Origin of the sequence: Citricoccus alkalitolerans (genome assembly GCF_039528175.1) — a bacterium.
Taxonomy (GTDB): domain Bacteria; phylum Actinomycetota; class Actinomycetes; order Actinomycetales; family Micrococcaceae; genus Citricoccus; species Citricoccus alkalitolerans.
This window is the reverse complement of record NZ_BAAALH010000001.1, coordinates 1,170,036-1,191,614: the sequence shown is the minus strand read 5'-3', so window position 1 is coordinate 1,191,614 and position 21,579 is coordinate 1,170,036. Positions and strand designations below refer to the sequence as shown.

Genomic DNA, 21,579 nt, shown 5'->3' with positions numbered 1-21,579 from the left:
GGCGGCGCGCCGTGGCCGGCTACACGCGCGCCCCGGCGAGGGCTGCGGACAGGGCGGACACGAAGCCGTCGACGTCCTGCTCGGTGGTGTCCCAGGACGTCATCCAACGCACCTCATTCCGGGGGACGTCCCAGTCGTAGAAGGGGTAGTCGGTCCGCACGTCAGCCGCGACCGTGGGATCCAGGACCGCCAGGACCTGGTTCGCCTGGGGCGTCTGGGTGAGGGTGACGCCGTCCAGTGCACCGGCCCCGGCGGCGAGCCGGGCTGCCATGGTGTTCGCATGCCGGGCTGAGCGCAGCCACAGCTCGTCGGTGAGCAGGGCGACCAGCTGGGCGGAGACGAAGCGCATCTTCGAGGCGAGCTGCATGGAGGCCTTGCGCAGGTAGCCCACTGCCTGGGCCGCACCCTCGTGGCGCCGGCCCCCGGGGCCGGACAGGACGGCGTCGGGATTCAGGACCACCACCATCTCGGCGCCCAGGGCACCGTTCTTGGTACCGCCGAAGGACACCACGTCCACGCCGGCGTCCACGGTGAAGGAGCGCAGGGAGGACCCCAGGGCGGCAGCGGCGTTCGCCAGCCGCGCCCCGTCCATGTAGACGGACATCCCCCGGGAGTGGGCATGGTCCGTGACGGTACGGACCTCCTCCGCCGTGTAGACCGTGCCCAATTCGGTGACCTGGGCGATCTCGACGACGGCCGGCTGGGCCCGGTGCACGAAGCCGACCCCGTGGGCCTGGAGGTCGATCAGCTCCGGGGTCAGCTTCCCGTCCTCCGTGGGGACCGTGTAGAGCTTGGTGTGGGCGATGCGCTCGGGGGCGCCGCCCTCATCCTGGTGGATGTGGGCGGATTCGGCGCAGATCACGGCTCCCCACGGTGGGAGCAGGGCCTGCAGCGCCAGGACGTTGGCGCCCGTGCCGTTGAAGACCGGGAAGGCCTCTGCCTGCTCGCCGAACTCGGAGCGGACCAGGCCCTGGAGGCGCGCGGTCCAGGAATCGTCACCGTATGCCGGCTCATGGTCCACGTTGGCCTGACCGAGGGCCGCCAGGACCTCAGGGTGGACTCCCGCGTAGTTGTCCGAGGCGAAGCCCCTCACGCGTCGGTCTTCGGCTGGAGCGTCAGGGAGACGGAATTCATGCAGTAGCGCAGGTCCGTGGGCGTGTCGAAGCCCTCGCCCTGGAAGACGTGTCCCATGTGGGAGCCGCAGTTGGCACAGCGGACCTCGATGCGTTCCATGCCCAGGGCGGTATCCCGGATGTACTCGACGCGGTCCTCGGCCAGGGGTGCGAAGAAGGAGGGCCAACCGCAGTTGGCGTCGAACTTCGCCTCCGAGCGGAACAACTCGGTCCCGCAGGCCCGGCACGCGTAGATGCCCTCTGTCGTGGCATCCCAGTACTCGCCCGTGAAGGGCCGTTCGGTGCCGGCCTGGCGGAGGACCTGGAATTCCTCGGGACTGAGCCGCTCGCGCCATTCGGCGTCCGAACGGTTCCGGGCGGCGGGATCCGGGGTGCCCGGGGCATTCGGGGCCCGGTCTGGCTGGTCGGCGGGGGAGGAGGAAAGGGGGGTATCGCTCATGACAGCCATAACACCACGAACTGCCCCATTGTTTCCGCCCCGGGAGTCTCAGGACGGTCTCAGGGCGGTCTCAGGTCAGTCGCCGGGCATCGGCCGGCACGCGCCGCACCGTCCGCACGCAGTCACGGCAACACCGCGGCGGTCCTCGTGGCGGTCCCTCTGCAGCCATCCGGGTACCCGGCTGGCAAAGGTGAGCCGGACATGGACAGAATGGGGCATGACTTCCCGCCCTTCCCGCTCATCCCGTTCGGCGAGCCGCCGCACCAAGATCCAGAAGTCCATCGGCCAGGCCGAACCGGTCATGCGGTGGTCCTCCCTTGCCGCCGTGGGCGGAGTCGTGGCCGGCTCGGTGGCGGCCGGGACCGTGTCCGGGCTGGCGGGCCTCTTCGCCCGTACCGTGGTCACCCCCGTCAAGACCCCGGCCGAGGACCTCGAGGTCCTGGCCGTGGTGCAGGGGGCCTCCGGCCTGGAGATCATCCTGCCCGTGACGGCGGAGACCACCGTCCCCGGGACCTACTCCCTGGTGTTCGACGGCGGCGCCGGGACCGCGCGCATCGGTGCGGTGACCTCGTTCGACCCACGCGACGGCACGGTCCAGCGGGAGGTCGAGGAGGTCTACAGCGGTGACCTGCACCGGGCCGTCCGTGGCCGGTGGACCGGATTCGTCTACCCCGAGCCGCGTACCCGAGGCTACGAGACCGAGGACGTGAGGATCCCGGTCGAGAACGGCACGGCCCCCGCCTGGCTCGTCCGCCCGGAACCGTCCCCGGCAGTCGATGACGCCGCACGCCTCGCACCCCGGCTCGCCGGGGAGGGCGTGTGGGCCATCATGGTCCACGGCCGGGGCTCCAAGCGGGCTGAGGGCATCAGGGCCATCGGAACGGCCCGGGCCCTGGGGATGACCTCGCTGCTGATCTCCTACCGCAACGACGGGGAGGCGCCGGCGGCCGGGGACGGTCGCTACGGCCTGGGCAGCACGGAGTGGAAGGACGTCGAGGCGGCCGTGGCCTATGCGCTCGAACAGGGCGCCCGCGAGGTGGTCCTGTTCGGCTGGTCCATGGGTGGGGCCGTGTGCCTGCAGATGGCGGACCGCTCCGAGCTGTCGTCGATGGTCGCCGCCATGGTCCTGGACGGGCCCGTCATCAACTGGATCGACGTGCTGGCGCACCAGGCCCGGCTGAACCGGCTGCCGGACGCGGTGGGCCGGCTGGGGCAGTGGCTCATGAGCAACAAGGCCGGACGGTGGGCCACCGGACTCGCCGCGCCCGTGGATCTCAAGGCGATGGACTGGCTGTCCCGGGCGGACCACCTGCGGGTGCCGACCCTCATCCTCCACTCGGAGGACGACGACTTCGTTCCGGTGGGACCGTCCATGGAGCTCGCCGCCAAGGTCCCGCAACTGGTCACCTTCGTCCGGTTCCATCTGGCGCGCCACACCCGTGAGTGGAACGTGGACCCCGAGAAGTGGGACCACGCGGCCCGCCTGTGGCTGCACGCCGTGCTGACGTCACCGCGTCCCGGACTGGCCCAATTGACCACCTAGCCCGGCTCCTCAGATGAGAGGGTCAGCTGAGCAGCCCCCGGCGCCGCAACAGGTGCTCCGGGTCCGCCTCGCCGCCGCGGAAACGGCGGTAGGACTCCATCGGGTCACGCGTGTTGCCGCGGGCGAGCAACTCAGAGCGGAATCGCTCACCGTTCTCCCGGCTCAGCCCGCCGTGGGCACGGAACCACTCCACGGTGTCCGCGTCCAGGACCTCGGACCAGAGGTAGGAGTAGTAACCGGCGGCGTACCCGCCGCCGAAGATGTGCTTGAAGTAGCTCGAGCGGTACCGGGGAGCCACAAGATCCGGGTCCAAACCGGCCGCCCGCAGCTGATCAACCTCGAAGGCCAGCGGATCCTCCACCGTGGTGCCCGGTGCCAGGGAGTGCCACGCGAGGTCCAGCATGGTCGCCCCGAGGTACTCCGTGGTGCGGAAGCCCTCGCCCCACAGGGAGGAGGCCTCGATCGCCGCCAGCACGTCCGGGTCGATCGTCTCACCGGTTCCCACATGCCGTGCGTAGGCGGAGACGATCTCCGGCCAGTACATCCACATCTCGTTGACCTGCGAGGGGAACTCCACAAAGTCGCGGGGAACGGCGGTTCCGGCCAGGGTGGCGTACCGGCCGGAGGACAGCAGGCCGTGCAGGGCGTGGCCGAACTCGTGGAACAGGGTGTTCACCTGGTCCACCGTCAGCAACGCCGGTTCGCCGGCCGCCGGTCTCGGGATGTTCAGGTTGTTGCTCACCACCGGGCGCTCGCCGAAGAACGTGGACGCCTCCCGGAACGAGTTCATCCAGGCTCCGCCGGACTTCGTGGGGCGGGTGAAGAAATCGCCGACGAACAACCCGAGCCCGGTGCCATCGGCCTCCCGCACCTCCCAGACACGGACATCCGCCTGATACCCCTGCAGGTCGGGGCGCTCGCGGAAGGTGATGCCGTACAGGGCCGTCGCGGCGGCGAACACGCCCTCGGTGAGCACCCGGTCCAGCTCGAAGTAGGAGCGCAGGGCGGAAGTGTCCACCCGGTACCTCTCCCGCTCGATACGGGCCGCGTAGAAGGGCCAGTCCCAGGCCTGAACCGGGTGGCCGGCCTCGGCCTCGATCTCGGCCTTCTCCCTTCGGGCGTTCGCGGTGGCCGCCGGGATGATCCGGGCCAGCAGATCGCGGACGGCGTCCAGGCTCGGGGCGGTCCGGTCCTGCAGCGCATAGTCGGCCCAGCTGGAGAAACCCAGCAGGCCAGCCTTCTCGGCGCGCAGGCCGGCCTGCTCCACGGCCAGGTCGAGGGCGAAGTTCTCACCCGGGGTGGTGCCGCGCTGCCAGGCGGACTCGTGGACGCGGCGGCGCGACTCCGGGTTCTCGAGGGTCTCCAACCAGGGCTGGGAGGTGAACATGGACAGCGTCAGGAGGTAGCCGGCGTCGTGCCCGGCGTTTCGGGCCGCGGCGGCAGCTGAGGCGAGGTCCTGCTCCGAGAGCCCGGCCACCTCCTCGGCGGAACCGAACCAGACGGCCGAGGCGGTGTTCTCCGCGACCATGCGACGCCCGTACTGGGAGGACAGCACGGCGAGTCGCTCATTGATGGCCGCCAGACGCACCTTCGCCTCTCGGTCGAGGTCGGCGCCGAGTAGCCGGAAGGTCTTGAGGGTCTCCTCGGCCAGCCGGCGGTCCTCTGCCTCCAGCCCGCCGTTGCTATCCAGATCCACTCTCGCCAGCCGGCTGTAGAGGGCCGCGTCGAGGTGGATGGCGTCCCAGTGGGCGGATAACTCGGGGCTGATCTCCTCGTCGATCTCCTGCCGGACCTCGGTGCCGTCGGCGGCTACCAGGTTGGAGAAGACCTGATGTACCCGGCGCAGCAGCTGCCCGGAACGCTCGAAGGCGAGAAAGGTGTTCTCGAACGTCGGCTCGGCGGGATCCGCGGTGATCGCCTCGAGTTGGGCGCGATGCTCGGCCATGCCTGCACGGAAGGCGGGGAGGAAGTGCTCGTCGTCGAGGGTAGCGAAGTCGGGGAGCCCATAGGGCAGCGGGGACGGCGCCAGGAGGGGGTTGGTGCCGGTGGCGGAGGAGGTGTCGGTCGTCATAGTCAGCAACTGTTTCATATCTGGGGTCCGCTGGACAGGGTCCGGGAGAACGGGTTGTCCGCACCGTGTCCCGCACGGACGGGGGCACCGGCGGCTCCTCCCGTAGAATCGAAGCCAGACTTCTGCCGGCAGCGGCAGGGCCCGGCGCAGTGGCGCCCGGACCAGGACGAACCCGATCATCACCAACAGCCGATGCGGGCCGTGCTCAGGCGCGGTCGGCGCGGAGAGGAGAACACGTGTCAGGGCATTCCAAGTGGGCGACCACCAAGCACAAGAAGGCCATCATCGACGCCCGGCGCGCCAAGGCCTTCGCCAAGTACGTCAAGGGCATCGAGGTGGCGGCCCGCGCCGGAGGTCCCGACCTGGACGGCAATCCCGCCCTCGAGCTGGCGGTCACCAAGGCCAAGAAGCAGTCTGTGCCCAATGACAACATCGAGCGTGCTATCAAGCGCGGCGCCGGCCTGACCGGTGAGGTCATCGAGTACACGGAGATCATCTACGAGGTTCGCGGGCCGCAGGGATCCGCCCTCATGGTCGAGTGCTTGACGGACAACAAGAACCGCGCCGCCGCCGAGGTCCGCACCGCGGTGACCCGCAGTGGCGGCACCATGGCCGACTCGGGCTCTGTGGCCTTCCTGTTCAACCGCACCGGCCTGGTCCGGTTGCCGGCCGAGGGGCACGCCGAGGACGACATCCTGATGGCGGTGCTGGACGCCGGCGCCGAGGAGGTCATGCAGTCGGGGGACTCCTTCGAGATCCTGTGCGACCCCTCCGACCTGCGGGCCGTGGCCACCGCCCTGGAAGAGGCCGGGATCGAATACGACACGGACGAGATGGAGTTCGTGGCCACCATGAAGGTGGACCTGGACGCCAAGGGCGCCAAGACATACTTCAACCTGGAGGACGCGCTGGAGGACCTGGACGACGTGCAAAGCGTCTACTCCAACGTGGACATCTCCCCGGAGGTCCTCGCCCAGCTGGACGAGGACTGATCCGCCCTTGACCCTCAGCCCCGGGAGCGCAGCACGCCGGGCACCGAAACCTCTGCGGGTGTTCGGTGTCGACCCGGGTCTGACCCGCTGCGGCATTGCCGTGGTGGACGTCGCGCCCAACCGCACCGCAACGCTGGTGGCGGTGACGGTCGTCGGCTCCCCGGCCGAACAGTCCCTCGACCTGCGGCTGCTCGCCATCGACGAGGCCATCAACGAGTGGCTCGACCGCCACAGCCCGGACCACGTGGCCGTGGAGCGCATGTTCGCGCAGAACAACACGCCGACCGTGATGGGTACCGCCCAGGCCTCCGGCGTGGTCATCGCGGCGGCCGCCCGGCGCGGCATTCCAGTGGCGCTCCACACTCCCTCCGAGGTGAAGGCCGCGGTCACCGGCAGCGGCACCGCGGGTAAGGACCAGGTCACTGCCATGGTCACCAGGATCCTGCGCCTCGACGCCCCGCCCAAGCCCGCCGATGCCGCCGATGCGCTCGCCCTGGCCATTACCCACGCGTGGCGCGGCGGGTTGATGGGGCGCGGGCTGGAGACGGGCAACCTCACCAGCCCCCAGCGCGCATCGCGCTTCCCGACGCCGGCCGGCGGTTCCGGCGGCCGCCGCACCGGGGGATCGACGCCGGCTCAGCAGGCCTGGCTCGCTGCCGAACAGCGAAGCCGGGGCGCGAAGGGCTGGAACGGCGGTTCCCGGATCTGAATCCCGCTATGGGCTAGGGTCTTCGTAGATACGTTCGAACCGGGCGGCGGTCCGGCCCCCGTCCGGCTGTAGTTCCATTGCCAATCCGAGAAGAGCGAGTTGAGCATGATTTCGTCCCTGACCGGCACCGTGGAATCCGTGGCGTTGAACCACGCCGTCCTCACCGTGTCCGGCTTCGGTATGCGGTTCTCCGCCACCCCGCAGACGCTGGCCGGGCTCCACCTGGGGGAGGCCGGGCGAGTCCTGACCTCCATGGTGGTGCGTGAGGACTCGATGACCCTGTTCGGCTTCGCCACGGAGGACGAGAGGGACGTCTTCGAGGTGCTGCTCGGGGTCTCCGGCGTCGGCCCCCGGCTGGCCCTAGCCGTGCTGGCGGTCCATGATCCGGAGACGGTTCGCGTGGCGGCGTCCACGGGGGACGACAAGGCCTTCACCAAGGTCCCGGGCATCGGCCCCAAGGGCGCGCGTCGCATCGTCCTGGAGCTGACGGACAAGCTCGTGCCCACCGGCGCGCCGGCCTCCGGGGCCGAGGATCAACCAGCCCTGGCCGGCTCGATGCCGTGGATGGACCGCGTCCTGGAGGCGCTGACCGGCTTAGGCTGGACGGAGAAGGACGCCGAGAAGGCAGTCCGGGACACCATCCGGCATGAGCCCGAACTCGAGGAGTCCGGCACCGTGGCCAGCGTACTCAAGTCCACGCTGCGCCACCTCGGCCAGGGGCAGTCCGCCCGGTCGGGCCGGTAGGAGGTAGAGCATGACGCAACAGCCAGACGGACGGCTCGTGGCCGGGGCAGCTGAAGGTGAGGAGCGGGAACTCGAGGCCGCCCTGCGTCCCAAGAACCTCGACGACTTCGTCGGTCAACAGCGGGTCCGCCGGCAGCTCTCACTGGTCTTGGAGGCCGCCCGGCTGCGCGGCCGCACCGCTGACCACGTGTTGATGTCCGGACCGCCCGGCCTCGGCAAGACCACGCTGGCCATGATCATCGCCGGGGAGATGAACGCGCCCCTGCGGATCTCATCCGGCCCGGCCATCCAGCACGCCGGTGACCTGGCCGCCATCCTGTCCTCCCTGACGGAGGGAGAGGTGCTCTTCCTGGACGAGATCCACCGGATGTCCCGTCCGGCCGAGGAGATGCTCTACATGGCCATGGAGGACTTCCGGGTGGACATCGTGGTCGGCAAGGGGGCCGGTGCCACCTCCATCCCCCTGGAGATCCCGCCCTTCACGCTGGTGGGAGCCACCACCCGCGCCGGGCTGCTGCCCGGGCCGCTCCGTGACCGCTTCGGCTTCACCGGCCACCTCGAGTTCTACAGCACCGAGGAACTGGAGCTGGTGCTGCGCCGGTCCGCCCTGTTGCTGGACATGAAGGTCAACTCCGCGGGGTTCACCCAGATCGCCAGCCGCTCCCGCGGGACGCCGCGCATCGCCAACCGGCTGCTGCGCCGGGTGCGCGACTGGGCCCTGGTCGGCGGGCTGGACCAGGTGGACTCGCGCGCCGCCTCCGCCGCCTTGGAGATGTATGAGGTGGATGAGAAGGGCCTGGACCGTCTCGACCGTTCTGTGCTCGAGGCACTGTGCCGCAAATTCGCCGGGGGACCGGTGGGCCTGTCCACGCTGGCCATCGCCGTGGGGGAGGAGACCGAGACGGTGGAGACCGTGGCCGAGCCCTTCTTGGTGCGCGAGGGCCTGTTGGGGCGGACCCCTCGGGGCCGGATCGCCATGCCGGCCGCCTGGGAGCACCTGGGCCTGGTCCCGCCCCCCGACTCTCCGGGGGCGGCCTTCTGGATGGTGCCGACGCCGACGGATGCCGGTGCGGACTCCAACCGGCCGGACAGTGCCGACGAAGTCGACACGCTGTTTGATCCCTGAGCCCGGATCGGTCCCTGAACCCGCATCCTGACTTCTGTCCCCGCGTTCGACGTGGTTCTGGGAAATCGGTGAACAATGTGCCACGGGAGGGCGCGTCTGAACGGACAGTGAGAACCTACCCGTAGACTAATCGGGTTGTCCTGTGCCCCGACTCTGGAATGTGGTGTCCCCGAAGTGACCCAGCTGATCGCCCCCGCAACTGCCTCGCTTGTCGCCGAAGGCGCCAACCCGGAAGGCGGTGGCGGCCTGCCGTTCGACCCCTTCCTGCTGATCATGCTCGCGATCTTCGCGCTGCTGATCTTCAGCATGTTCCGCCGCAGCAAGAAGGCCCAGCAGCAGCAGCAGCAGCTGCACCAGTCGCTCGGTCCCGGCGTTGAAGTCATGACCACCATGGGCCTGTTCGGCACCATCCTGTCCGTGGACAAGGACGAGAACAAGGCCGTCATCGAGATCTCTCCGGGCAACACGGCCACCGTGCACCTGCAGGCCATCGGCAAGGCCGTGGATCCCGCCGCCGGTGCCGCCGGTACATCCGTGGGTGGCGAGCCGGAGACCACCGTTCCGGATTCCCCGGCAGGCCTGGAAGAGGCCAACGGTGGCACCGACCGCAACAACGAGACCGATGGCAACGGCCCGGACGACCAGCGTCCTGGCACGGATCGCCCGTCTGCCTGACGTCGGCTGACTCAGCAGACGCCCTCCCTCGCCCCGTGAACCGAAAGCCGTAGCCCTCCATGTCTGATAAGACCCCCCGGGGACGCGCCAAGCGCACCCTCTGGTGGCTCGCCGGCCTGATGGTCGCCCTGGCGGCGATCCTCGGTGTCGGCGTGGCCACCGGCCAGGCCCAGTTGGCCCCCAAGCTCGCCCTCGACCTGGAAGGCGGCACCCAGATGGTGCTCGCCCCGGAGGTCACCGGTGGCCAGGAGGTGTCTGCGGAGCAACTCGACCAGGCAGTGGAGATCATCCGCCAACGTGTGGACGGCTCCGGTGTCTCCGAGGCGGAGATCTCCACCCAGAGCGGTCGCAATGTGGTGGTGTCCCTGCCCGGAGTCCCGGACCAGGAGACCCGTGAGCTGATCCAGGCATCCGCCAACATGGAGTTCCGTCCGGTCATCACGATGGGGTCCTTCACCGCCACACCGGAGGACCAGCGGACACCGGCGGAGGAATTCCCAGAGCCCACGGCCGAGCCGGAGAATGGCTCGGACCCGAACTGGATTACCCCGGAGCTGGCCGCCGAATTCGAGGCCCATGATTGCCCCGCCGTGCTCGAGGACCCGAACCGGGAGTCACTGCCCACGGACGAGGCAGCTATCGTCTGCGATCCGAATCAGGGCGTGAAGTACATCGTCGGTCCGGTGGAGGTCCCGGGCACCGACATCGCCGACGCCGACTACGGCCTGGTCAACACGGCCACCGGTGTGTCCACCAACCAGTGGGCCGTCAACCTGACCTTCAACAACGCCGGCGCGGATGCCTTCCGCGAGGTCACCCAGCGCCTGACGCCCTTCCAGGAGGGAGACCCGCGCAAGCAGTTCGCCATCGTCCTGGACGGCATGGTCGTCTCCGCGCCGCAGTCCCAGGCCGTCATCACCGACGGCCGGGCGCAGATCTCCGGCAACTTCACCGAGGAGTCGGCCGCGGCCCTGGCGGAGCAGCTGAAGTACGGCGCCCTGCCGATCAGCTTCACCATCGAGTCCGAGCAGCAGATCTCCGCCACCCTCGGTGCTGACCAACTGCGCCTTGGCCTCATCGCCGGGCTCATCGGCCTGGCCCTGGTCGCCGTGTACTCGTTCTTCCAGTACCGCCTGCTGGGGCTGGTCACCATGGCCTCCCTCGTGGTGGCGGGGGTGCTGACCTACCTGGCGATCGTCCTGCTGGGCTGGTCGGACAACTATCGGTTGTCCCTGGCCGGCATAGCGGGGTTGATCGTGGCCATCGGCCTGACGGCGGACTCGTTCATCGTCTACTTCGAACGCATCAAGGACGAGTTGCGCAACGGGCGAAGCCTGGCGGAGGCTGTCGAGTACGGCTGGCTCCGGGCCAAGCGCACCGTGGTGGCCGCCAAGGCCGTCAACCTGCTGGCCGCCGTCGTGCTGTACTTCGTGGCGGTGGGCAATGTGCGCGGATTCGCGTTTACGCTCGGTCTGACGGCGGTGGCGGACCTCGTGGTGGTGTTCCTGTTCACCCACCCGGTGCTCCAGTTGCTGGCGAACACCCGGTTCTTCGGTGGCGGGCACAAGTTGTCCGGGCTCGATCCCTCGCTGCTCGGACGTGAACCCCTGTACCAGGGGGCTGGCAAGGTCCGCGATTTCAGGCCGGTCCCGGCCGCGTCCGGCAAGGCGACGAAGAAGAGCCAGAAGTCCTCCAAGGAGGCGGCCAAGCGGCAGACGATCGCGGAACGCCGGCGGGCCGAACAGCTCGCGGCGGTCGGCGATGGCAGCAGCGCCGACGATTCTGCCTGGGACTTCGCTGAGGCCAGTACCACCTCAACCGAACGGACGGAGGAGCAAAAGTGAGTGCACTGGCCACCTGGGGTAACCAGCTCTACACCGGCAAGCGTTCCTACCCCTTCACCACGAGGTGGAAGACCTGGTTCTCCGTCGCCCTGATCATCCTCGTGGCGGTGGTCGGCCTGACCCTGGCCCGCGGTGGATTCAACCTCGGCATCGATTTCCGGGGCGGCTCCGAGTTCACCGTCTCCGCCGTGTCCAACACGGACATCGCGCCCGGTGAGGACGCGGTGCAGGATGCCGTGCCGCAGGCGGAAGCCACCGTCACCAACATCGCGCCGGGCACCATGCGGATCCAGACGGACCTGTTGGACGATGATCAGACCCTGGAGGTCGCGGCGAACCTGCAGGCGGCCTACGGGGTCGAGCAGGACCAGGTGACCTCCAACTTCGTGGGCCCCACCTGGGGCCAGGGTGTGACGCAGCAGGCCTTGCTCGGCCTGGTCATCTTCGTCGTCCTCGTGGCGCTGCTGATGGCCGCCTACTTCCGCACCTGGAAGATGTCACTCGCTGCGGTGATCGGTCTGCTGTACGTGGTGGGGGTGACCGCGGGCATCTACGGTGCCACCGGCTTCGAGGTCACCCCGAGTGCCATCATCGGCTTCCTGACCATCTTGAGTTATGCGCTCTATGACACGGTGGTGGTCTTCGACAAGATCCGGGAGAACACGGAGCACAACCTCGAGGAGACCACCCGGACCTTCCAGGAGAACGTCAACCTGGCGATCAACCAGACGCTGGTCCGGTCGATCAACACGTCCGTGGTGGCCATCCTCCCGGTGGCCTCAATCCTGTTCATCGGCGCGTTCCTGCTCGGCGCCGGCACGCTGCGAGACATCTCGCTGGCCATCTTCGTGGGCATCATCGTGGGCACCCTGGCCACGATCTTCATCCAGGCCCCGCTGTACGCGTTGCTGCGCAAGGGCGAACCGAAGATCCAGGCCAATGACGCCAAGGTCCTGGAACGGCGTGAAGCGGAGGCGTCAGCTGCGGTCTGATCTGCGCTGATCACCTCCGGTGGCCGGTACCCTGACTGCAGGGTGCCGGCCACTACTCGTGGTGGCCCTAGAATGGATCACTACCCCGTTGAGGGTTGAGCACAGTGGCAGCGAGGGAGACCCGAGCTGACCGCGGGAAGGACGGCAGCCATGGGTACAGAGTCAGAACGGCCACGCCCGGCCAGCTCCGGTGCCGTCCCGCACCCCACACCCAACCAGACGTATTCCTCGGCCGTGCCCAGCGGGCCGGGCGAGGAAGCGGAAACCGAGGGGCCGACGTCGGCCACCAGGACTGAGGTGTCCGCGCCACCGGAGCGCACCCCCACCGCACCGGTGACGAGCCCGGCTCCGAGCACCCCGTCCACCATCCGGCCCAGCGGACCGTCCGACGCGGCCACGGCTGGCAGCCCGGCGAGCGGTGCGATCGTCTCACGGCGGCCCCGTAGCCGGCTGGCGCGGCTGACCGGCCGCGTCGCCAACGATTATTCGCCGATCCTGGAGCCCCTGGTCCGGACCCTCAAGGTCCGCCAGCCGAAGGAAGATCTCGACCTGATCATCCGGGCCTTCGAGGTGGCCGAAAAGGCCCACGCAGGCCAGAAGCGGAAGAGCGGCGACCCGTACATCACCCACCCCGTGGCCGTGGCCACGATCCTCGCCGAGCTGGGCATGACCGGCACCACCCTGGCCGGGGCCCTGTTGCATGACACGGTGGAGGACACCAGCTACTCGCTGGTGCAGCTGCGCCGGGATTTTGGGGACGAGGTGGCCGTCCTGGTGGACGGGGTCACCAAACTGGACAAGGTCAAGTTCGGGGATGCGGCGCAGGCCGAGACCGTCCGCAAGATGGTGCTGGCCATGGCGGACGACGTCCGGGTCCTGGTCATCAAGCTTGCCGACCGCCTGCACAACGCCCGTACGTGGCGCTATGTGGCCCCGGCCTCGAGCGCACGCAAGGCCAAGGAGACCCTGGAGATCTACGCGCCGTTGGCCCACCGGCTCGGCATGAACACGATCAAGTGGGAGCTCGAGGACCTGTCCTTCGCGGCCCTGTACCCCAAGGTGTACGCGGAGATCGTGCGGCTGGTGGGGGAGCGCACCCCCGAGCGTGAGAAGAACCTGGCCGTGCTGCGCGGACAGATCGAGAAGGACCTCAAGGAGGCCCGGGTGCGGGCCACCGTCACGGGACGGCCGAAGCACTTCTACTCGATCTACCAGAAGATGATCGTCCGGGGGAAAGACTTCGACGAAATCCACGACCTCACGGGCGTCCGCGTGCTGGTCGACTCGGTCCGGGACTGCTACGGCGCGCTCGGTGTCCTGCACGCGAAGTGGAGCCCGCTGCCGGGCCGCTTCAAGGACTACATCGCGATGCCCAAACTGAACATGTACCAGTCGCTGCACACCACGGTGATCGGTCCGGGCGGCAAGCCCGTGGAGATCCAGCTGCGCACGCATGAGATGCACCGTCGCGCGGAGTACGGCGTGGCGGCGCATTGGAAGTACAAGGACCAGGCGGCCCAGGGTGCCCCGTCCAGTGGAGACCAGACCCCGGGGTGGCTGCGTTCCGTCATGGACTGGCAGAAGGACACCAAGGACCCGAACGAGTTCCTGGAGTCACTGCGCGCGGAGATCGACGCCGCCGAGGTCTTCGTGTTCACGCCCAAGGGCGAGGTGATGGCCCTGCCGGCGGGCTCGACCCCCGTTGACTTCGCATACGCCGTGCACACCGAGGTGGGCCACCGCACCATCGGCGCCCGCGTCAACGGCAAGCTCGTCCCGCTGAACAGCGAACTGCACCACGGTGACTGGGTGGAGATCTTCACCTCGAAGACCGAGGGCGCCGGGCCCAGCCAGGACTGGCTCGGTTTCGTCCGCAGTCCGCGGGCTCGGAACAAGATCCGCCACTGGTTCTCGAAGGAACGCCGCGAGGAGTCCATCGAGAAGGGTAAGGAGCAGCTCACTCGCCAGTTGCGCAAGATGAGCCTGCCCCTGCACCAGATGATGGCGTCGGATTCGCTCACCGAGGTGGCGGGGCAGCTGAACCTGCCGGACATCTCCACCCTCTACGCCTCGATCGGGGACGCCAACGTCTCCGTGCAGAACGTGATCGAGCATCTGCAGAAGCTGCACGCGGTGGAGGAGGAGACCGAGGAGTCCCTGGACACCTCGGCGATCCCGATCACCCGCATCGCCGCTCCGAGCAGGCAGTCCGACTCCGGGGTCATGGTGCAGGGATCCGGCGATGTGATGGCCAAGCTGGCCCGGTGCTGCACCCCCGTGCCACCGGACGAGATCATCGGTTTCGTCACCCGCGGCTCCGGCGTGTCCGTGCACCGCACCGACTGCAAGAACATCGACCACCTTCGGGAGGAACCGGACCGGATCGTGGAGGTCTCCTGGGCACCCACGCAGTCCTCGGTGTTCCTCGTGGAGATCCAGGTCGAGGCGCTGGACCGCAAGTCCCTGCTCTCGGACGTGACACGGATGCTCGCAGAACACCACGTGAACATCCTCTCTGCATCGGTGAACACCTCCCGGAGCCGCGTGGCCATCAGCAAGTTCGTCTTCGAGATGGGGGATCCGAAGTACCTGAGCCACGTGCTGTCCTCGGTGCGGCGCATCGACGGGGTCTATGACGTGTACCGCACCGCCGGTCAGAGCCGCCCCGCAGCGGAGGACTGAGACCGGCCGATTCCTCAGAAGGACAGATAGTCCAGGCTGACGGAGTTCTAGGGCCGACTGGGTCTCACCCCGGCAGCAGGCGCTCCAATGCTCGCCTGGCTGTTGCCATGCCGCACCGTTTGCGGCGGGATTCGAACCGGTCCCGGAGCGCGACTGTATCGGTCAGCGGCAGCAGTCGCGCCGCCGCGGTCATCGCCGCCGCAGCCCGGTGAGGGTCCCCGGCGCGGCGCAGCAAGTCCTCGATGGTCCGCTCCACGCTCGTGCACGGCAATCCGAAGGCGTCCACGACGTCGGCCGGTTGGCTCGCGGCGTCAGACTGTTCCAACCGCAGCCCGACGGACAGCGGCTGCAGCGGGATCCGGTGGAAACGTTGCACGGAGGCCTCCAGCGCCGCCGGTGGCGGCCCGCCCGCGAGCACCCAGGCCGCCGTCAATCCCATGGCCGCCCACCGGCCCGCGACGACGGGCGCGGCGAGCCGGAGCACCGCCGCCGCCCGCATCCTCGGTGCCGCCGCCCCCGAACCGGGCTGGTCGGCCTCCACGTACAGGTCCCCGATGACGTGGACGATCAAACCGGAGAGCTCCATGCCCCGGAGCTCCGGACCGGCATAGGGGAGTCCGGGCACCAGGAACTCCATCGGCTCGACGCCGGGATTCGCCACCGTCGGTCCGCGGGTGGGCTGGACGGCGGATTCAGCAGGGCGTCCAGCAGGGGATGCAGTGCCGGGTGCAGCGGTCAGGGTCACCGTCCCAGCGTCGCAGAAACAGCTGTGGCCCGGCACGGAGCCGGGCCACAGCTGTGGACAATGCAGGACTCAACGAGGGATTCACAGGAATCCACACGGGGCCCACCCGATGTCAGCGGGTCAGCGCAGTCCCTGAGCCGACTTCTGCAGGGTCTCGAGCCACATCTTGCGGGCATCGAGCGCTTCCTGCGCCTTGGCGATGGCCTTGGCGTCACCCTTGGACTGGGCCTTGGCCAGATCATCCTCGAGTTCGGCGACCTTGTCCTCGAGCTGGGTCAGGGCGGAGTTCGTCCGGGCCTTGGTCTCGGGGTTGGTCTTGCGCCAGTGCTCGTCCTCGGCCGACTTCAGGCCTTCCTCCAGCTTCCGGAACGCGGACTCCATGCGGGTGACATCCTTGCGGGGCACCCGCCCGGCGTCCTCCCAGCGGCCCCGCAGATCGTTCAGGACCTTGCGAGCGGCCTTGACGTCCTTCACTGGCAACAGCTTCTGCCCCTCGGCCAGGATCTGCTCCTTGACCTTGAGGTTCTCGCCGTATTCCTTGTCGATCTCCTCGTTGGTCGCCTTGCGGGCGTTGAAGAAGACGTCCTGCGCAGCGCGGAAGCGGGCCCAGAGGGCATCGTCCTCCTTGCGGGAAGCGCGCGGGGCAGCCTTCCACTCGTCCATGAGGTCCCGGTAGGCGCCGGCCGTGGGTCCCCAGTCGGTCGAGGTGGAAAGGGCCTCGGCGCGGGCGATCAGCTTCTCCTTGGCGGCTTTGGCCTTGGAGTTGGTGGCGTCCAGTTGGGAGAAGAAGGCTCGGCGGTGCTTGTCGTGCGTGGTGCGGGCCGTACGGAATCGCTTCCACAGGCCGTCCTCGACCGACTTGCCAAGGCGGGGACCGGCCTTCTGCGCGGACTTCCAGTTCTCGAACAGCTCAGCCATGCGGGCGCTGGCCTGCTTCCACTGCACCTGCTGAGGGTCCTTCGCGGCCAGTTCCTCGGCTTCGGCCACGATTGCCTCGCGGGTGGCCAGCTGCTCGGCCTGCGCCTTCTCCAGGGCCAGCTTCTCGGCCAACTTGAGATCGTCCAACCGGGTCTGCAATGCCTCGACGCGGGCGCGCAGGGCGGGCATGTCACCCACCATGCCCCGTTCGCCGATGGTCTGGCGCAAGTGGCCCAGGGTCTTCTGGATCTCGCCCGCCGGTGCGCCCGTGGCCACGCGCTGCTCGAGGAGCATGACCTGGGAGACGACCTCGTCGTACTTCCGGCTGAAGTACGCGAGGGCCTCGTCCTTGGTGCCGTCCGGGAACTGGCCGACCGGGTGCTCCTCAGCGCCGTCGATCAGGATGACGTGGCCGTCGTCGCTGACCTTCGCGAACTTCGCGGCATCCTCCAGGGGAGTGGTGAAGCTGGGTGCAGGCATCGGTGAGACGGGAGCGGTGGCCGCGGGTGCCTTCCCCTGGCCAGCCGGGGTGGCGGGACGCGGCAGATGGGAGGGCTTCGGGGCCTTGCCGGGTTTCGGCACGCCGGGCTTCGGGGCCGCGGGAGCCGAGGCCTCTTCGCTAGGCGCCGGTGTCGAGGCCTCCTCGCTGGGCGCGGGAGCCGAGGTCACCTCATCGCTGGGCGCGGGGTCGACCGAAGGTGCCTCGGTCGCCTCGACGGAGGCCAACACGGCCTCGGTCTCCTCTTCCGCGGCGGACACCTGTTCCTCGGCCTGGGCCGGGGCCTCGGTTGGCACCGCAGACTCAGCGGGGTCGGCGGCGGGTTCGGTCGCCTGCCCTGCTACCTGCTCCGGAGTGTGTGGGGCGGACTGCTCGGACGCGGCCACGGGGGCCTCGTCAGAGGTCCGCTGGGTGGACTGCTGGTCGTCGGATTCTTGACTGGTGGTCACCGCTAGAACTCTCTGCTGGTGCCCTGCACCGGCGCGCGGCCGCAGGGAATAGTGGATACGGTCACGTCCAGCGTACCGGCTGGACCTAGAATGGGGAGCCGAATGTCCCCCCAGCAGTTCCTACAGAAGGTGGCCCATGTCCCGCAAGGCATCCCTGTCCGGTTTCCACGAGTGGCTTCCCGCCGAGCGGATCGTGGAACAGCATGTGCTGGACACCCTGCGGAACACCTTCGAGCTGCATGGCTTCTCCTCCATCGAGACCCGCGCCGTGGAGACCCTCGGTCAGCTGCTGCGCAAGGGCGAGATTGACAAAGAGGTCTATGCGGTCTCGCGGCTGCAGGCAGACGCGGATCAGGGAACGGCGCGGGCCCAGGACGCCCAGGACCCGAATCGCCTGGCGCTGCACTTCGACCTGACGGTGCCCTTCGCCCGATACGTGGTGGAGAACGCCGGGCACCTGTCCTTCCCGTTCCGCCGGTACCAGATCCAGAAGGTCTGGCGTGGTGAGCGTCCCCAGGAGGGCCGGGCCCGCGAGTTCACCCAGGCGGACATCGACGTGGTGGGGGACGGCACACTGCCATTTCGATCCGACGTGGACGTCGCCCTCGTGATGGCCGAGGCCCTCGGGGCCCTGCCGATCGGCGACTTCACCATCCGCATCAACAATCGCAAGCTCGCCGAGGGCTTTTACCGCGGGCTCGGCCTCGAGGACACCGCCGGGGTGCTGCGCAACATCGACAAGCTGGAGAAGATCGGCGCGGCCGAGGTGTCCCGACTGCTCCAGTCCGAACTCGGTGCCACCGAGGACCAGGCCACGCAGGCCCTCGCCCTGGCGGCGATCCGCACCGAGGACACGTCCTTCGTGGAGCAGGTCCGCGCCCTGGGGGTGACCCACGAGCTGCTGGAGGAAGGGCTCGAGGAGCTGGCCGGCGTCGTCGGCGAATTGCACCGGCGCGCCCCCGGGCGCGCCGTGGCGGACCTGTCCATTGCCCGCGGACTCGACTACTACACGGGAACGGTCTACGAGACCGTGTTGGTGGGCCATGAGCAGCTCGGTTCCATCTGTTCCGGCGGCCGCTATGACGCCCTGGCATCCAAGGGAAACCGTACGTTCCCGGGCGTGGGACTCTCCATCGGCGTGACCCGGCTCATGATGCGCATCTTCTCCCAACAGATGGCCAGTGCCACCCGCTCCGTGCCGACGGCCGTCTACATCGCCCTGACGCACGACGACGACTGGTCGGCCGCGCAGGACACCGCGCAGTCCCTGCGCGCCCGGGGGATCCCCGCCGAGGTGGCCGTGTCCGCCGAGAAGTTCGGCAAGCAGATCAAGTACGCGGACAAGCGCGGCATCCCGTACGTCTGGTTCACGTCCGTGGGGGAGGACGGTACGGCCGAGCACCAGGTCAAGGACATCCGGTCCGGTGAGCAGGTTGACGCCGACCCCGCTAGCTGGATGCCCCCGGCCGAGGACGTGCGGCCCCAGGTCCTGGAGGGCTGAGGTCCGCGTCACGCTTTCGTCAGGTCCTGGGCGAGCATCACGAGGATGCCGCTGGGGCCTCGGACGTACGTGAGCCTGTACACGTCCTCGTAGGTCGCCACGCCGCGGAGCGGGTGGCAACCGTGCCGCGCGGCGATCTCGAGGGCCTCGTCGAGGTCGTCCACGGAGAAGGCGACGCGGTGCATCCCGATCTCGTGCGGCTGGGTGGGTTCGGTCTCGATGGCTTCGGGGTGGAGGTACTCGAAGAGTTCGAGGCGGCCGTTGCCGTCCGGCGTCTGGAGCATGGCGATGCTGGCATGGTTGCCGTCGAGGCCCACCGCGGTGTCCGCCCACTGACCACTGACCGTGTCCCGTCCCAGGACGGTCAGTCCCAGGTCGGCGAAGAAGGCGATCGTCGCCTCCAGGTCCCGCACGGCGATGCCGACGTTCTCGAATCTGATGGACATGCGTTGAATCCTGGAGTTGAAGGGACGGTGAGCCGGTTCTGAACCGTCATGGTCTCACCCGCAGTCGCCCACGTACAGGCGTGAGCAGGTTCCGGGACGCGGCGTCAGGCCATCTGGATCCCGCGGGCCCAAAGAGCCTTGAGAGCGTGCGACTCTGCCCGTAGGGTGGCGCGGACGACGGCCGTGACGACCTGCCGAGACGGCCGGAAGAACTGCCGAGACCGGCGAGAAGGAGACCCATGAAATTCGGTTCTGCCATTGTCCTCATGGCCTTGGGGGCCATCCTGAGCTTCGCGGTCCAGGATGCCATCGCCGGGTTCGACCTGACGGTGGCCGGTTACATCCTCATGGCCGCCGGTGCCCTGTTGTTCATCGTGTCCCTGATTCAGATGGGGGTCGCCAGCTCGGCGAACCGCCGAATCAGCGAGTCCAGAACCGTACAGGACCCGCACACCGGAGAGTCGATTCGCCGGGACGAGACGCGCGACTATTGAGATGTCGTTATGTCTCGCCCTGAGGGCATCGGTGGGGTTTGATCTGCGGTGTGGTGCTGGCAAGCGGTGCTGGTCGAGTTCTCGTAGCGGTCACTCAGGCGCATCCATGAATAGGTCGGTTCCTGGGGCCAGCCGGGCGGGGAGTTCTCCCACGTCTCCTGCCGTCCGAACGGGGTGAGGTCGAGTAGATCGAACACCACCATGAAGGGTTCCTCACCACGGTCGTAGGTTGACCAGGTATGGAAGATGCGGCCGTCGGTGCGGAAGAAGACGCTGACGGCTTGGTGCTCTTCGCCGTCGGAGGTGGCACCGAAGTCCTCGTTGAAGGAGCTCCCCCTCGTGGAGTACCAAGGCAACTGCCACCCCATGCGCGTCTGGAACGACTGAAGTTTCGCCAGGGGAGCCCTCGAAGTCAACGCGAAGGATGTCCGGCGGGCGTGCAGGTGCGACAGTGGGCCGATGTGCTCAGCCATCATCGAGCACCCGTCACAGCCCTCATCCCAGTCGGGGCCGAACATGAAGTGTTGCACGATCAACTGTGGCCGGCCCTCGAACAGATCGAGCAGACCGACGCGGCCCTGAAGTCCTTCGAAGGCATAGTCGGAGTGCACCTCCACCATGGGCATCCTGCGACGTGCCGCGCTGACCGCATCCTTCATCCGGGTCAACGCCTTTTCCTGATGGAGCAACACCGCTCTCGCGTCTGTCCAGGTGGCGCGGTCGACGATCTGGGGCATCGGCTCCGCGGCCGTCTTGGCATCCGTCATGCCCGGTCACCGTCCTCGCTGTCAGGTCTAACGGTAGGGAGCCGAGCCCCTCCGGGAAGACTCCTATCCTGCTCTGCTGCCCGTCCTCGCATCCCCATTGAGCCTTGGAAGCGGACATCCGCAGGGGAGGTCCAATCCGTTCGCCATCATCGGGGGACTGGTTCCATGGTCGAGTCCGCTGGCCTCGAAGGAGTCTTGCGAGCGGCATTCCTGGAACACGTGACGCACGTTTCGAATCTCTCGCTAGTCAACACGGTTCGAGCAGGAGTAGCTTGTTCCCTCGTAACCTTGCCCCAGTCCCGGCCCCGGCGGAATCTTCTCCGTGCGGCACGTCGGCCGGCCTTTCGGCTAGTGCCTCGCCGGCCGCATTGGAAGCCGGCCCAGGTGATAGTCCTGGGGTTTCTGGCCGCGATCGCTTCGGCATCGAGAACATCTGGGCCAAGGCCAACGACGATGCTCACGAGACGATCCTGCGTCAGCTCGGTATCCAGCACGTCGTCCATCCCGAACGGGACATGGGCCGCCGACTGGCCCACCTGGTCCGGATATCCATGGAGGACTACGTGGAGGTCGAGCCGGGCTTCTCTATCGTCCGCACCGGCGTCCCACAGCGCTATGTCGGTCGTGAACTGGCAGAGTTCCGGCTCCGAGCCGAACGGGGCGTCTCCGTCGTCGCCGTGAAGGACCAGGGCGAATGGATCTATCCGGACCGTGACTACATCCTCCAAGCCGACGACACTCTCCTGGTGGCCGGGCCGACCCGCAAAGCCGAGGCTTTCGCCCAGTTAGGTTGAACGCCGCCCGCGCAGC

The 21,579-nt window shown here is 68.3% G+C and carries 19 protein-coding genes; 12 read left to right on the top strand and 7 right to left on the bottom strand.

The genetic code is table 11. The features are described from left to right. Window positions 1-19 precede the first annotated feature (19 nt). Together ABD134_RS05350 and msrB are read right to left on the bottom strand one after the other, a co-directional pair. Complete coding sequence (locus ABD134_RS05350) at window positions 20-1,093, bottom strand: threonine aldolase family protein (protein ID WP_344227335.1); 1,074 nt, start codon at window positions 1,091-1,093, stop codon at window positions 20-22. Next, window positions 1,090-1,581 (bottom strand): peptide-methionine (R)-S-oxide reductase MsrB, encoded by a 492-nt coding sequence (msrB, locus tag ABD134_RS05345; RefSeq protein ID WP_378108337.1) that lies wholly within the window; start codon window positions 1,579-1,581, stop codon window positions 1,090-1,092. The genes ABD134_RS05350 and msrB overlap by 4 nt, the downstream gene beginning before the upstream one ends. A 208-nt stretch (window positions 1,582-1,789) precedes the next feature. On the opposite strand from msrB, the gene ABD134_RS05340 reads away from it, so the two are divergent. Continuing rightward, window positions 1,790-3,115, top strand: a complete 1,326-nt coding sequence (locus ABD134_RS05340) for an alpha/beta hydrolase family protein (RefSeq protein WP_344227331.1) — start codon at window positions 1,790-1,792, stop codon at window positions 3,113-3,115. A 22-nt stretch (window positions 3,116-3,137) separates the two neighbouring features. Here ABD134_RS05340 and ABD134_RS05335 read toward each other — a convergent pair whose 3' ends face one another. Next, on the bottom strand, window positions 3,138-5,186 hold the full coding sequence (locus tag ABD134_RS05335) for a M3 family metallopeptidase (protein WP_344227330.1): 2,049 nt from the start codon (window positions 5,184-5,186) through the stop codon (window positions 3,138-3,140). A 236-nt stretch (window positions 5,187-5,422) separates the two neighbouring features. Between ABD134_RS05335 and ABD134_RS05330 the strand changes: the two genes are divergently transcribed. The 8 genes from ABD134_RS05330 to ABD134_RS05295 all read left to right on the top strand — a co-directional run bounded on the left by ABD134_RS05330 (window position 5,423) and on the right by ABD134_RS05295 (window position 14,950). Continuing rightward, window positions 5,423-6,178, top strand: coding sequence for a YebC/PmpR family DNA-binding transcriptional regulator (locus ABD134_RS05330; RefSeq protein WP_344227328.1), 756 nt, complete (start codon window positions 5,423-5,425; stop codon window positions 6,176-6,178). A gap of 52 nt (window positions 6,179-6,230) precedes the next feature. Next, a complete protein-coding gene (gene ruvC / locus ABD134_RS05325; RefSeq protein WP_344227720.1) occupies window positions 6,231-6,887 on the top strand; it encodes a crossover junction endodeoxyribonuclease RuvC in 657 nt (218 codons plus the stop codon). A gap of 105 nt (window positions 6,888-6,992) precedes the next feature. Then, window positions 6,993-7,631, top strand: coding sequence for a Holliday junction branch migration protein RuvA (gene ruvA / locus ABD134_RS05320; protein WP_344227719.1), 639 nt, complete (start codon window positions 6,993-6,995; stop codon window positions 7,629-7,631). A gap of 10 nt (window positions 7,632-7,641) precedes the next feature. Beyond that, window positions 7,642-8,757, top strand: a complete 1,116-nt coding sequence (gene ruvB / locus ABD134_RS05315; RefSeq protein WP_344227326.1) for a Holliday junction branch migration DNA helicase RuvB — start codon at window positions 7,642-7,644, stop codon at window positions 8,755-8,757. Between the two features lie 174 nt (window positions 8,758-8,931). After that, a complete protein-coding gene (yajC, locus tag ABD134_RS05310; RefSeq protein ID WP_344227324.1) occupies window positions 8,932-9,432 on the top strand; it encodes a preprotein translocase subunit YajC in 501 nt (166 codons plus the stop codon). Window positions 9,433-9,491: 59 nt separating this feature from the next. Further along, window positions 9,492-11,276, top strand: coding sequence for a protein translocase subunit SecD (gene secD, locus ABD134_RS05305; RefSeq protein WP_344227322.1), 1,785 nt, complete (start codon window positions 9,492-9,494; stop codon window positions 11,274-11,276). After that, window positions 11,273-12,268: a protein translocase subunit SecF gene (gene secF / locus ABD134_RS05300; protein ID WP_344227320.1), complete on the top strand. Its 996-nt coding sequence runs from the start codon at window positions 11,273-11,275 to the stop codon at window positions 12,266-12,268. The genes secD and secF overlap by 4 nt, the downstream gene beginning before the upstream one ends. A gap of 150 nt (window positions 12,269-12,418) precedes the next feature. Further along, window positions 12,419-14,950: a RelA/SpoT family protein gene (locus ABD134_RS05295; protein ID WP_344227318.1), complete on the top strand. Its 2,532-nt coding sequence runs from the start codon at window positions 12,419-12,421 to the stop codon at window positions 14,948-14,950. Between the two features lie 64 nt (window positions 14,951-15,014). Here the strand turns inward: ABD134_RS05295 and ABD134_RS05290 are convergent, their stop codons facing one another. Both ABD134_RS05290 and ABD134_RS05285 read right to left on the bottom strand, forming a co-directional pair. Further along, window positions 15,015-15,695, bottom strand: coding sequence for a hypothetical protein (locus tag ABD134_RS05290; protein WP_344227316.1), 681 nt, complete (start codon window positions 15,693-15,695; stop codon window positions 15,015-15,017). A gap of 120 nt (window positions 15,696-15,815) precedes the next feature. Next, a complete protein-coding gene (locus ABD134_RS05285; protein ID WP_344227314.1) occupies window positions 15,816-17,561 on the bottom strand; it encodes a DUF349 domain-containing protein in 1,746 nt (581 codons plus the stop codon). 136 nt (window positions 17,562-17,697) lie between these two features. On the opposite strand from ABD134_RS05285, the gene hisS reads away from it, so the two are divergent. Next, window positions 17,698-19,062, top strand: a complete 1,365-nt coding sequence (gene hisS, locus ABD134_RS05280) for a histidine--tRNA ligase (RefSeq protein ID WP_344227312.1) — start codon at window positions 17,698-17,700, stop codon at window positions 19,060-19,062. Window positions 19,063-19,070: 8 nt separating this feature from the next. Here hisS and ABD134_RS05275 read toward each other — a convergent pair whose 3' ends face one another. Continuing rightward, entirely contained in the window at window positions 19,071-19,508 is a 438-nt protein-coding gene (locus ABD134_RS05275; RefSeq protein WP_344227310.1) for a VOC family protein, read from the bottom strand. 239 nt (window positions 19,509-19,747) lie between these two features. Between ABD134_RS05275 and ABD134_RS05270 the strand changes: the two genes are divergently transcribed. Then, complete coding sequence (locus ABD134_RS05270) at window positions 19,748-20,002, top strand: DUF6458 family protein (RefSeq protein WP_344227309.1); 255 nt, start codon at window positions 19,748-19,750, stop codon at window positions 20,000-20,002. Here ABD134_RS05270 and ABD134_RS05265 read toward each other — a convergent pair. Then, on the bottom strand, window positions 19,996-20,769 hold the full coding sequence (locus ABD134_RS05265; RefSeq protein WP_344227307.1) for a DUF899 domain-containing protein: 774 nt from the start codon (window positions 20,767-20,769) through the stop codon (window positions 19,996-19,998). The genes ABD134_RS05270 and ABD134_RS05265 overlap by 7 nt on opposite strands. A gap of 368 nt (window positions 20,770-21,137) precedes the next feature. Between ABD134_RS05265 and ABD134_RS05260 the strand changes: the two genes are divergently transcribed. Continuing rightward, on the top strand, window positions 21,138-21,563 hold the full coding sequence (locus tag ABD134_RS05260; RefSeq protein WP_344227305.1) for a potassium channel family protein: 426 nt from the start codon (window positions 21,138-21,140) through the stop codon (window positions 21,561-21,563). The last annotated feature ends 16 nt before the right edge of the window (window positions 21,564-21,579 follow it).